The 12,171-nt window shown below is 68.2% G+C and carries 12 protein-coding genes and 1 tRNA gene; all 13 read right to left on the bottom strand.

Features of this window, described 5'->3' with window-relative positions:
- Positions 1 to 8: 8 nt before the first annotated feature.
- Positions 9 to 596, bottom strand: coding sequence for a TetR/AcrR family transcriptional regulator (locus EDL96_RS11780; protein WP_123826378.1), 588 nt, complete (start codon positions 594 to 596; stop codon positions 9 to 11).
- 48 nt (positions 597 to 644) lie between these two features.
- Positions 645 to 1,400 carry an ABC transporter permease gene (locus EDL96_RS11775; protein WP_123826376.1) on the bottom strand — a complete coding sequence of 252 codons (756 nt, stop codon included), beginning with the start codon at positions 1,398 to 1,400 and terminating at the stop codon, positions 645 to 647.
- Entirely contained in the window at positions 1,397 to 2,140 is a 744-nt protein-coding gene (locus EDL96_RS11770; RefSeq protein ID WP_199732604.1) for an ABC transporter ATP-binding protein, read from the bottom strand. Before EDL96_RS11770 ends, EDL96_RS11775 begins: the two co-directional genes overlap by 4 nt.
- 203 nt (positions 2,141 to 2,343) lie before the next feature.
- Positions 2,344 to 3,003, bottom strand: coding sequence for an HAD family hydrolase (locus tag EDL96_RS11765; protein WP_123826372.1), 660 nt, complete (start codon positions 3,001 to 3,003; stop codon positions 2,344 to 2,346).
- 141 nt (positions 3,004 to 3,144) lie between these two features.
- Positions 3,145 to 3,218 (bottom strand) — tRNA-Leu (locus tag EDL96_RS11760).
- Positions 3,219 to 3,269: 51 nt separating this feature from the next.
- A complete protein-coding gene (locus EDL96_RS11755) occupies positions 3,270 to 4,655 on the bottom strand; it encodes an NAD(P)/FAD-dependent oxidoreductase (protein WP_123826370.1) in 1,386 nt (461 codons plus the stop codon).
- Between the two features lie 126 nt (positions 4,656 to 4,781).
- Positions 4,782 to 6,305 carry a S8 family peptidase gene (locus EDL96_RS11750; RefSeq protein WP_233568866.1) on the bottom strand — a complete coding sequence of 508 codons (1,524 nt, stop codon included), beginning with the start codon at positions 6,303 to 6,305 and terminating at the stop codon, positions 4,782 to 4,784.
- Positions 6,306 to 6,369: 64 nt separating this feature from the next.
- Positions 6,370 to 7,335, bottom strand: a complete 966-nt coding sequence (locus EDL96_RS11745; RefSeq protein ID WP_123826368.1) for a Ppx/GppA phosphatase family protein — start codon at positions 7,333 to 7,335, stop codon at positions 6,370 to 6,372.
- A 38-nt stretch (positions 7,336 to 7,373) separates the two neighbouring features.
- The gene (locus tag EDL96_RS11740; protein WP_167739354.1) at positions 7,374 to 7,919 is read right to left on the bottom strand and encodes a DUF501 domain-containing protein; all 546 of its coding nucleotides are present in this window, start codon (positions 7,917 to 7,919) and stop codon (positions 7,374 to 7,376) included.
- A 39-nt stretch (positions 7,920 to 7,958) separates the two neighbouring features.
- Positions 7,959 to 8,555, bottom strand: coding sequence for an FtsB family cell division protein (locus EDL96_RS11735; protein ID WP_123826364.1), 597 nt, complete (start codon positions 8,553 to 8,555; stop codon positions 7,959 to 7,961).
- 137 nt (positions 8,556 to 8,692) lie between these two features.
- A complete protein-coding gene (eno, locus tag EDL96_RS11730; protein ID WP_123826362.1) occupies positions 8,693 to 9,973 on the bottom strand; it encodes a phosphopyruvate hydratase in 1,281 nt (426 codons plus the stop codon).
- 213 nt (positions 9,974 to 10,186) lie between these two features.
- Positions 10,187 to 10,924: a MazG family protein gene (locus EDL96_RS11725; RefSeq protein ID WP_233568865.1), complete on the bottom strand. Its 738-nt coding sequence runs from the start codon at positions 10,922 to 10,924 to the stop codon at positions 10,187 to 10,189.
- Positions 10,921 to 12,171 (bottom strand): adenosine deaminase, encoded by a 1,251-nt coding sequence (locus tag EDL96_RS11720; protein WP_123826360.1) that lies wholly within the window; start codon positions 12,169 to 12,171, stop codon positions 10,921 to 10,923. Before EDL96_RS11720 ends, EDL96_RS11725 begins: the two co-directional genes overlap by 4 nt.

The raw sequence follows: 12,171 nt of genomic DNA, 5'->3' as shown, positions 1-12,171 counted from the left end.
CCCCCGGTTCACTCCTCGGGCTGGATGCCTTCGAGGTCTCCCGTGAGATAGCGCTGAACGGTGGGGCCGATCATCACCGTGAGTTCCTCGATCGGCATGGAACGCAAGGGTTCCAGGCCCACGAGCTTTCGCGCCACGAGCAGCCCCACCATCTGTGTGGCCACCAGGCTTACCCGCTTCTCCCCCTCCCCGTACCGGGCACCGATCCGGGCCGGCAGGTCCCGCAGGATCGTTCCAAGGACCACGTCACGCACCACAGGGGCGGCTTCCGCAGAGGCCAGGACCGTGCGGGCGGTCGAGATCAATGCCGCAGACACCTCGGAGTCCCAGGTCCGCAGCGCCGCCTCCACCAGGGCCGCACCCAACTCCTCGTCCGGCTTCTGCATCGCACCTTGAACGACTTCACCCATCTGGCGGGGAACCTCCGTGGCCGCCAAGAACAGCTCCTGTTTGGTGCCGAAGTAACGGTGCACGAGGGCTTGGTCCACCCCCGCCGCGGTGGCGACGGAACGTACGGAGACGCCGTCGTAACCGCGCTCTGCGAAAGCCGATCGAGCGGCGGTCAGGATCCGTTGTTGGGTCCGTTGTCCCTTCACGCTTGTCCTCTCACACGTGCTCCGAAGGTATCGCCGTGGCCTGCACCGTCATCGGGTGCTGCGCGGCATGGTCAGTGCGGCGAGCAGCAGGGCGCCAAGGGCCATGGCGGCCAGCATCAGCGCGTCGCCGGTGAAATCTGACCCCATGCTCGCACTGTCCCGAATCTGCATGAGGGCGTCCACGGCATAGGTCATGGGCATGAACTCTGACAGCCACTGCAGGACATCCGGCATGAGGTCCGTGTCCACCAGAAGGCCGCACAGGAAGATCTGGGGAGAGATGAACACGGGCATGAACTGGACGGCCTGGAACTCGGTGCGGGCGAAGGCACTGGCCAGCAGCCCGAAGGCGATACCCACCGTGGAAGACAGTGCGGCAACCAGCACCACCCACCCGGCGGACCCCTCAGTGGTGACCCCCAGGAACCAGTACGTCACGGCACTGAGCAGCAGCGACTGCAACACCGCCATACCGGCGAAGGCCAGGGCGTATCCACCCACCAGGTCGGCCCGGTGCAGCGGCGTGGTCCACAGACGCTCCAGGGTCCCGGAGGTTCGCTCCCGCAACATGGCCACGGACGTCACCGCGAACATGACCAGCATGGGCAGGATTCCCAGCATGATCAGGGCGATCCGGGGGAACGGGTCCTGCCCGCCGGGCGGCACCGGCACGTCCCGGTAGACGTAGTACAGCAACGTCACCAGGACCAACGGGACGGCCAGGATGAGTCCCAGAGTGCGCCGGTCGGTGGTGAGTTGCTGAATGATTCTCAGGGCACTGGCCCCGAAGGTCCGCGGGTTCATGCCGCCACCCCTTCCGTGATGACCGACAGGAACGCCTGATCGTAGGTCGAAGTACCCGTTGCCTCCAGGAGCTCCGCGGGATCGGTGTCCTGGAGGATCACGCCGTGGCGCATGAGCACCAGACGGTCGCAGTGACCCGCTTCGTCCATGACGTGGCTGGACACCAGGATGGTGGTTCCGCGCTCGGCCACCCCGCGGAAATGGCCCCACAGTTCCTCGCGGGTCACGGGATCCAAGCCCACCGTGGGTTCGTCGAGCACAAGGAATTTGGGGTCGGCCACCAGGGCGCAGGCGAGGGACGCGCGGGAGGCCTGGCCACCCGACATGGACTGCACCTTCTGCTCCGTCTGTTCGGTCAGGCCGGCGGCCTCGATGGTTTCTCTGACACGCTCCGCCCCCGCGCCGTACAGCCGGGCGAAGTAGCGAACGTTCTGCTCCAACGTGAGGTCGCGGTACACGGCGGCGGCCTGCGTCACGTATCCCACCTCCGAGCGCAGCGCCTTGGCCCCCGGCTGCGCCCCGAGCACGGTGATCGTGCCGCTGTGGATCTTCTGCACTCCGACGATCGAGCGCATGAGCGTGGTCTTTCCACACCCCGAAGGGCCGAACAGGCCGGTGATGCTGCCGGGGCGGAGCTTCAGGTCGATCCCGTGGAGGACCTCTTTCTTGCCCTTCCGGACGGTCAGCGACCGTATGTTGACCGCGGCCGGTCCACCTGCATCCGCCTCCGGTCCTTTCATGAGTCGGGTGGATGCCTCCGACGCGGCCGGATCGGCACGGTGGCGCGGGTGCGCACCGGCTGTGTGTGGTCCAGTTTTGTCATCATTCGATGATGTCATCATGTGATGACTTTACGTCGGGCTCGGTCTGGGAGCAATCGTGTTCGGCCGGGCAGCGACGTCCGGAGCCAATGTGTTCTGCCGCCACTATTCGCAGCGCGACCTCATGTCCCGGACAGTGACTCCACGACCAGCCCTCCGTCGTCGTCGACCGTGACGGAAAGCTCACTCAAGTCGCCCACCACAGAGTGGGCAAAGGGAGCGACCTGGGCTGCGTCATGCGAGGTCGTCACGGCCAGCACGTGTGCCCCCGCAGCCGAACCGGCCTGCAGTCCTGCCGGCGCGTCCTCGACGACCAGGCACCGGACGGGGTCGAAGCCCAGACGCTCGGCGGCCAATCGGTACCCCTGCGGATCCGGCTTGCCCACGGTGACGTCCTCCGAGGTGATCATGACCTCGGGCACCGGCACCTGCCCGGCCGACAGGCGAGCCGTCATCAACTCCCGGTCACCGGATGTAACGGCGGCCCACCGCTGCGTCGGAAGCCGCGTGAGCAGCGCAGCTGTCCCCGGCAGCGCGATGACCTCGCTCAGATCGGAGAGTTCCAGCGCGTGGAGTTCACGTTCGGCGTCGTCATGGGACTCCGGCGGGAACAGGTCCTCGATCGTGTCGCGCGACCGGCGACCATGACACACACTGAGAATCCGCTCCGGGTCCATGCCGTGGCGGTCGGCCAGTTTGGTCCAGGACCGGGTGACGGCCGATGTGGAATCGACCAGTGTGCCGTCGATGTCGAACAGGATGGCGTCCACTTCAAAGCGCATGACCCCACGGTACGCGTGGATGGACTCGCGGCAACGCTCTCGGCTCTTGCACCTTCTACATCGCCGATGGATCGACCGTAGTTTGCGATCGTGGTCGGGCATTCCGAGTACCGATTCAAGCACTGGATCCCGACCCTAGAGTGCCCCCAGTGGGACTCGAACCCACACTGCGCGGATTTTAAGTCCGCTGCCTCTGCCAATTGGGCTATGGGGGCACAGGCCAGCCCCTCCCCGCGGACGCGGTGAGGGGCTACCTTTCGATCAGCTCAGAGCCTGATCTTGGTGCGCACGACTTCCTGACCGGTGGCGGTCTGGAAGTTCAGGCGGGGGTCACGCACGTGACGGATCGGGGCGGTGTTGCGCCCGAAGATCATGTTGAGGCCCCACTCCGTGAACACGCGAACCTTGTGCTCGAGAGTCGGGATGGCGTAGCCGTGGTACAGGCGGTGCATGGCCCAGGCCGGGAAGCCCTGGAACTCCACGCCCTTGAGGTTGGCCACGCCCTTGTTGAGACCGAACCCGGCGACCGCGCCGATGTTCTCGTGGTAGTAGTCCTCGAGTTCGCGGCCCTCACGGGCGGCCAGGATGTTCTTGGCCAGGACCTTGGACTGGCGCACGGCGTGCTGGGCGTTCGGCACGCAGAAGCCACCGACGCCGCCACCGGAGAGATCCGGGACTGCTGCGGTGTCGCCGGCCGTCCAGGCACCCTGGATGGGGCCGTCGTCGCCGGTGATGCGCAGGTCGGCTCCGGCGCGGACGCGGCCGCGCTCGTCGAGCGGGAAGTCCGAGTTCTTGGACAGCGGGTTGGCGGCAACGCCTGCAGTCCAAATGAGGGTGTCCACGTCCATCTCACCGGCGGGCGACTTGTCCTGCATGTTGATGAGCTTGAGGTGGTTGTCCTCGGCCGAGTCCAGCGACGTGTTGAGCAGAACCTCGATACCGCGTGAACGCAGGTGCGCCACGACCTTCTCGGCACGCTCCTTGGAAACCTCGGGCATGATGCGTCCAGCGGCCTCGATCAGCACGAAGCGCAGGTCCGAGACCTTGAGGCGCGGGTCGCGCTCCACGGTGTCCCGGGCGAGGTCCTCGAGCTCCGCGATGGTTTCGATCCCGGCGAATCCGCCGCCCACGACGGCGAAGGTGAGGGCACGACGACGAACGTCCTCGTCCATGGACTGGGAGGCGATGCCGATGCGCTCGAGCACCCAGTTGCGCACGGCCACGGCTTCCTCGATCGACTTCATGCCGATCGCGGACTCACCCAGGCCCTTGATGGGGAACGCGCGGGTCACGGAACCGCCTGCGACGACGATCTCGTCGTAGGGGATTTCGATGACGGGCCCGTCGGCGATGGTCTGCACAGTCGCCACGCGTTCGGCGTGGTTGATGCCGGTCACGCGACCGGAGACCAGTTCACAGTCGCTGAGGTATTCCTGGTGGGAGACCACGGCGGAGCGTGCCTCGATGCTGCCCGCGGCCACCTCGGGGAGGAAGGGTAGGTACATCATGTACGGGTTGGGATCAACCACCGTCACGACACCACCGGAAGCCTTGATGCGCTTCTGAAGTTGCTGGGCGACGGTGAAGCCAACGTAGCCACCGCCGACGATCAGGATCCGGTTACGGTCCTTTGCCAAAAAAGTGTCAACCATGGTCCCGAGTCTAAACGCTGACCCGAGTCCAGACCGCGCCCGTCGGAACAACTAGACCCCATTCACGCCTTATTTGACCCGGTGTTTCCAGTCACATCCGACGCAACGAGAAGGCAGGTTCTCCGGTCACTTGCGTCCGGACTTCTTGCCGCCGCGCAGCAGCCACCGGATGTGCCAGGCTGCCGCGCCCGTGACACCCGCAACCAGCAGGCCGAAGCCCGCCAAGATGAACACCGGCAGGGCACCCGTGGAGTTCAACGGTTCAACGGGTTCCGGTGGCTTGGCCTCGGTGGTGACCTGGTCCGTCAACGGCTGGGCACTACCGGTGGCGGTAGGGGTTTCCTTGGACTCGTGGCGCCGGTGGACCTCGACCCACTCGGCCATCGAGCCCAAGGGTCCGTTGCCTTCCATGGGCGGCACGTCACCTGAGACCGCGGCCTGGACGTCCAGGATCCCGTACCCGTACAGCGGGTCCCGCCCGGTGGCACCGGCGTCCTGTGCCGAGGCGGTGATCCTGTGCGCCACCTCTTGGGCCGACAGGTCCGGGTACTTGTCCATGATCAACGCGGCGGTGCCGGAGACGATGGGGGCTGCCGCGGAGGTTCCCGTCCAGTCCTGGTAGGAATTGCCGGGCACGGCGCCCACCAGGTCCTCGCTGGGCGCCGCCACGGAGATCGAGATGCCCTGTGACGAGGACTCCCACCCGGCTTCACCGTTACGGTCCACGCCACCGACCGTCAGGACGCTGGGGATCGTGGCGGGTGCCCCCACCTGAGTGATGCCGTTGCCGCGGTTGCCCGCCGCGGCGATGATGAGCACGTCCTTCTCCTCCGCGTACTCGAAGGCGGAGTCCCAGGACTCGGGCCAGGTCTGCTGCGGGGAACCCACGGACATGTTGATGACGTCCGCACCGTTGTCCACGGCCCACCGGACGGCATCGGGGATCTGCTCGTCAGTCGAGCGCACACCGGCTTTCTCCGTTCCCAGCCACGTGGAGACCGGGAGGATCTCGGCCTCCGGGGCCACGCCGATCACGCCCGTCCCGCCGCCGGGTTCGCCGTCGGACGCCGCACCGTGACCACGCCCGGCAGCCACGGAGGAAACCATGGTGCCGTGGGGCGGTTCCGCGCCCAAGCCCTCCTGACCGTCGGAGGAACCCGCTCCGGACACGTCCGTGCCGGGCCCCACCGCTCCCTGGAGGTCAGGGTGGCTGCCGTCGACGCCCGTGTCGATCACCGCGATCTTGACGCCTTCGCCCGTGGCTTCCTTCCAGGCGTCGCGGACCCCGTACTCGTCCAGCCAGTACTCCCCCTTGCGCGCCTCGGCCGCCGTCATCGGCATCTTGGCGTCGATGCTGGGGACGTCCGTGGGGTCGGTGACCGGGACCGACGGCGCCGGGCCGTCGGGAGACGGGGTCACCTGGGGGTCCACCGTGGTCGCTGCGGCGGGCGTCTGCCAGGTGTTGGCCGATTCCCCGTCGGCGACGACGGCGACAGTTGCCGCCCCGGCGAGGAGCACCCCCACCGTGCCCACGCCGACCCCTCGGAGCAGGACGCGCCGTGCGCTGCGTCGGTTCGCCGCGGCACCGGGGGCCTGGTGGTTGGAGGTTCGGCGGGTGGTTCCGGATGTCTCAGGGGCGTTGCTCGGCACGAAGCCTCCGGTTCGGTGGCGGGAACGGCGTTGGGGACGCCGGTGCGGATCGGTCGGGCCCCGATCAGTCCTGGGCCAGGGACAGCGCAATGCCGTCCAAAATATCGTGCTCACTGGTGGTGGACGAGACCACACGCCCGGACGTCGCCTCCGTGACGCGCTCCAGGACACGACGCCACACGAGCGCCCCGCCGCCGATCACGTCCACCCGCCCCGGGTGCATGTAGGGCTGGCGTGCGCGTTCCTCGCGGGTCATCTCGGTGAGGTCCCGGCAGGCCCGCTCGATCTCCTGGACGCTCAACTGCGTGCCGTTGAGCCGCTCGGCGTCGTAGCTGTCCAGGCCCAACGCCCGGGCCGTGATGGTGGTGACGGAACCGGCCACACCCACCAGGGAACGCGTCTCGGCCAGGGGCACGGACTGCAGCACCGTGTCGATGGCCTTGTCGACGTCGTTCAGGACCGCAGCCTGCTGCTCCTGGGAGGGAGGGTTGGAGCCCAGGTGACGCTCCGCCATCCGGACGCACCCGACGTCCACGCTGCGGGAGGCGATGATGCCGTCCGAGGAGCCGAGCACGAACTCGGTGGATCCGCCGCCGACGTCCACCACCAGAACCCGGTCCTGGGGGCTGGTCGCGGGGGCGACGAGCGATGCTCCCGCGAAGGACAGGGCGGCTTCTTCCTGGCCGCTGATGACTTCGGGTTCCACGCCCAGGCGCTCTGTGATGCCGTTGACGAACACGTGCCGATTGCCGGCGTCGCGCGTGGCGGAGGTGGCCACGAAACGAACGGATTCCACGCCGTGTTCGTCGATCAGCTCCGCGTAGCGTTCGGTGGCGGCAAAGGTCCGGTCCAACGCCTCCTGGGCCAGCCAACCGGTGGCATCCACCCCCTGCCCCAGGCGGACGATCGTGTTCAGCCGGACCACGTCGGTCACCGTGGGACCGTTGCCGCCCGGCCCACCGCCGTTGCCGAGGTCAGCGATGAGCAGTCGGATCGAGTTGGTTCCGCAGTCGATGGCGCCTACGCGCATTGAGGTCTCCTCCGGGAAAGGGTCGGGCCGGCAGTCGGTCAGGCGTCGCGCCAGGCGGGGTCGCAGCGGCAGGTCTGCGTGTCCCAGGTGGAGCTGATGCGTTCCAGGGTTTCGTCCCCGAGCAGGTTGACCCCCTGGCCGGCCGCGAGCGCGTGGCCGACCAGGACGTGAAGGCACTTGACCCGGGTCGGCATGCCCCCGGCGGAGATGCCTTCGATCTCTGGCACCTCACCCGTGCCCGAGGCAACGCGGATGCGTTCGCGCTCGGCCAGGAAGTCCTCGTGGGCGGCCCGGTAGGAGGCGGCCAGTTCCGGGTCCTCGGCAAGTCGCTCGGTCATGGCGTACATGGCACCCTCGGCCTCCAGCCGGGAGACCGCCGCCGTGATGACGGGGTGGGCAAGGTAGAACACGGTGGGAAACGGGGTGCCATTCGCCAGTCGCGGCGCGGTGGCAGCCACCAGCGGATTGCCGCACACACACCGGGCGGGAATCTCCACGACGTCGCGAACCGCCCGGCCCAGCTGCCGGGACAGCACCTTCAGGTCCGTCTCCGAGGGTTCCAGGGTCTGGTCGGTCGAGTTCAGCCCGCGGGGGGCGGTGGGGTGTTCCGTCACGTGGTTACCTCAGTTCGCATCGGGCTGGTCGGCGTTGCCGGTGTCGGTGGGGGTTGCGCTGCCGGTGGGCTTCCCCGCCGAGTCCTCGGGGGTGGCCTCTCCCTCGGCCAGCTGGGGGAAGTTCTCCGCCTGACTGGGCGCCGTCCGCTCCTCCGGCCATCCGGAGTCCAGCACCGATCCCCACAGGGCGTCGGCCCAGGCAGGCCGGTCGGCCTCCTCCTGGACCGCGGAGGACTTGGGCGCCTCAGTCCCCAAACCGTCCGCGCCGACCACCAGGTAGGAGCGTTGACCCGGCTCCACCATGAGCAGGCGCTCCCGTGCCTGCTGGCGGACGTAAGCCGGGTCCTCCCACAGCTTCACCTCGGTGCTGAGGTCGTCCCGGGCCGCCTGTTTCTCGGCGATGCTCTGTTCCAGGGCCCGGACCTCCGCCCGTTGGTCCAGGTAGATCTTGGTGGTCGGGGCGGCCAGGAAGACCACCAGGAGCACGGTCACGACGGCGAGCAACATGCGTCGTCGTGCGCTGAATCCACCTGCCAGACGAGCGGCGGACAAGGGTTCCGGGCTGCCGTCATCCGTGCGCGCGTCGAGGAAGTCGCGGGTGGGCACGGGAGTTCTCCTGGGGTCGAGGCCGGGGTTCGGGCGAAAGTCTAGTGGCCGGAACCGGGTGCGGGCGGCGAAAACACCGTGACCGCCCGGGGTTCCCGGGCGGTCACGGTGTCAGGTACCGCGGAGCGGCTCGGTGATCAGGCGGAGAAACGCGGGAAGGCGGATGCGCCGGCGTAGACGGCGGAATCGCCCAGAGCTTCCTCGATGCGCAGCAGCTGGTTGTACTTGGCCACGCGCTCCGAGCGTGCCGGGGCGCCGGTCTTGATCTGGCCGGCGTTGGTGGCCACGGCGATGTCGGAGATCGTGGTGTCCTCGGTCTCGCCCGAACGGTGGGAGACCATGCACCGGAAGGTGTTGGTCTGTGCCAGGGTGATGGCCTCCAGGGTCTCGGTCAGCGAACCGATCTGGTTGACCTTGACCAGCAGGGCGTTGGCCACGTGCTCCTTGATGCCGCGGGCCAGGAACTCGGGGTTGGTCACGAACAGGTCGTCACCGACCAGCTGGACCTTCTGACCGACGGAGGCCGTGAGCTTGGCCCAGCCCTCCCAGTCGTTCTCGTCCAGCGGGTCCTCGATGGAGACCAGCGGGTAGTCATTGACCAGCTGCTCGTAGTAGGCGGCCATTTCCTCGGCCGACTTCTGAGCGCCCTCGAAGGTGTAGGAGCCGTTCTCGAAGAACTCGGAGGAGGCCACGTCCAGGGCCAGGGCGATGTCCTTGCCCGGGGTGTAACCGGCCTTCTGGATGGCTTCCAGGATCAGGTCCAGGGCGGCACGGTTGGACTCGAGGTTCGGCGCGAAGCCACCCTCGTCACCCAGGCCGGTGTTCAGGCCACGGTCCTTGAGCACGGACTTGAGCGCGTGGTACACCTCGGCACCAGAACGCAGCGCCTCGGAGAAGGTGGCCGCACCGATCGGGGCGATCATGAACTCCTGGATGTCCACGTTGGAGTCGGCGTGGGAGCCACCGTTGAGGATGTTCATCATCGGGACGGGCAACACGTGGGCGTTGGGGCCACCCAGGTACTTGTAGAGGGGCAGCTCGGCCTCGTCGGCGGAGGCGCGGGCCACGGCCAGGGACACACCCAGGATGGCGTTGGCGCCCAGCTTGCCCTTGTTGGCGGTGCCGTCCAGTTCCAGCATGGTGGCGTCCACCAGGCGCTGGTCGGTGGACTCCAGGCCGATCACGGCCTCGGCGATCTCCTCGTTGACGGCTTCGACGGCGCCCAGCACGCCCTTGCCCAGGTACACGGACTTGTCGCCGTCACGACGCTCGACAGCCTCGTGCTCACCGGTCGATGCGCCCGAGGGAACCGCAGCGCGGCCGAAGGAACCGTCCTCCAGGCGCACCTCGCATTCGACGGTCGGGTTGCCGCGGGAATCCAGGATCTGGCGGGCGTGGACATCGATGATCATTGCCATGGGACGTGCTCCTCTGTTGGTACGTCGGCTCATTACTCTGCCCGGTGACGGCTGAGGCGCTGTGCGGGGCACGCGCGCCATCCCCCGACGGGCAGTCTGTGTCACAGCCTAGCCACCGCAGGACGGGCCTCCACCATTGTTGCCGGTCGTTCGCCGGTAGGTGAGCGATTCCACACCCCCGCGAATCCTTCCGGTCGCCCTGCGGGAGGGGCGTCAGAGGTCGGACCCGCCGCGCTGTGCGGCCCACCGGCGGGCAGTCCGGCGCAGGGCTCGTTCCGCGTCCATGCCCTGGGCCGAGGCGTGGCGAACCAGGTCGAAGAGCAGTTCTCCCAAGTCCTCCTCCGACGTGAACTCCGCTCGAGGGCTTCCGGCGGCGGAGGCCTCGGACGCCGTCGGAGTCTCCGGCTCCAGGCCGTGCCGACGGCCTTTCGCCAGGATCTTGTCCGCGTACTGCAGCGCGGGCAGGCCGGGCGGAACACCGTCGAAGGGTCCGCTGCGCTCGGGCTTCTCCTGCTTCTTGAGGTCTTCCCAGCGTGAGTGCAAGGCCGCGTTGCTGGCCTCCGTGCCCAGGGAGTCCTGATAGTCCTCGGCGAACACCTGTGGGTGCCGACGCACCAGCTTGTCCGTGATCGCCTCCAGCACGTCCAGGACCGTGAAACCGCCGTCGACGACGGAGCGTTCCTGCGCCACCCGTGCGTGGAAGACCACCTGGAGCAGGAGGTCCCCGAGTTCCTCCGTGAGTTCCTGGCGGTGAGCCTGCGGTCCACCCTCGGACTCGATGGCCTCGATGACTTCGTAGGACTCCTCGACCAGGTACTTGACCAGGGACTCGTGGGTCTGCCGGGCGTCCCACGCGCACCCGCCCGGGGACCGCAAACGATCCATGACGCGCACCAGTTCGGCGAACCGTTCCCCCGCGGCCTCCGGTGCCGGGGCTTGCTCCGTGCTCACAGCGCGCCTTCGTCCTGGGCTGCCAACAGGTCACCCAGGCCCAGTTGCGCGCCCGCGCTGCGGACGGCGTCGAACTCCTCCGTGATGCGCGCTTCGAGCATCACGCGGTGGTCCAGGGGCGCGAAGGCGGACTGGGCCCCGTTGCGCTGGAGGGTTTCGACGTCGTCCAGGCTGAAACCGTGCACGTTGATCAGACGACCGAGTTCCGTGCTGATGTCCGTACCGGACACCAACCGGTTGTCCGGGCCGAGGACGACGCGGAAGCCCGCGCGGAACAGGAAACCGACCGGGTGTTCGGCCGTGCCGGGGCCCAGCACGCGGACCAGGTTCTCGGGCGGGTTCCACGCGGGTGTGGCTCGGGTCTGCCGGTTGGACCGGGGGCAGATCTCCAGACCGATCCCGCGGTCGCGGGCCCAGGTGGCCACGGGGCCGAGGTCGATGGTCACGTCCCCGTCGGGGGCGTCGGTCAGCGTGATGTCCTCTGAGATGCGCACGCCGTGGCCCAGGCGCAGGGCGCGTCCGTCCACCAGGGCGCCACGGATGGAGTCCACGCCGTCAGCCTCTCCGGCGTGCAGCGTCACGGGGATCAGGTTCTCAGCCAGCAGGTCCAGGGCCGCCCGGTGCCGGGCGGGTTCGAATCCCGCTTCCGGTCCGGCCAGGTCGAAGCCCAGGACGCCACCCGGAGCCACGGGGTCATAGCGGTCGATGACCAGGCGGGCGATGTCCTCGGAACGATCGTTCTGGCGCATGGCGCACAGCAGCTGACCCACGGAGATCTCATAGCCCTCGGCTGCGGCCGCGGCAATGCCTTCGGTCAGGCCGGACTGGACGGCGTCGACCGCCTCTTCGAGGGTCATGCCGCCGGTCAGGTGCTGTTCCGGGGCCCACCGGACTTCGGCGTGGATGACGCCGTCGTCGACGTAGTCCTCGACCGCCTCCCGGGCCACGCGCCGGAGCGCCTCCGGGGTCTGCAGAACGGCCAGCGTGTGCACGAAGGTTTCCAGGTAGGACTCCAAGGAACCGGAGTCACCGGCCCGGACCATCCACTCGGCCAGTTCGGCCCCGGTCTCCACCGGGAGTTCGTGGCCGACCTGGTTTGCCAGCTCCACCACGGTGGCCGGTCGCAGGCTTCCGTCCAGGTGGTCGTGCAGGCTGATCTTGGGCAGGGCGCGCAAAACCCCGCCGGAGTCACCGGCGGGGTTGAGGCTCCCGGCCCCGTTGTCGTTGGGGTTCGGGAAATCGGTCAT

This window comes from Kocuria soli, from assembly GCF_003797835.1.
Lineage (GTDB): Bacteria > Actinomycetota > Actinomycetes > Actinomycetales > Micrococcaceae > Kocuria > Kocuria soli.
Note: the sequence above shows the minus strand (reverse complement) of the source record. Positions and strands in the feature narration are given on the sequence as shown.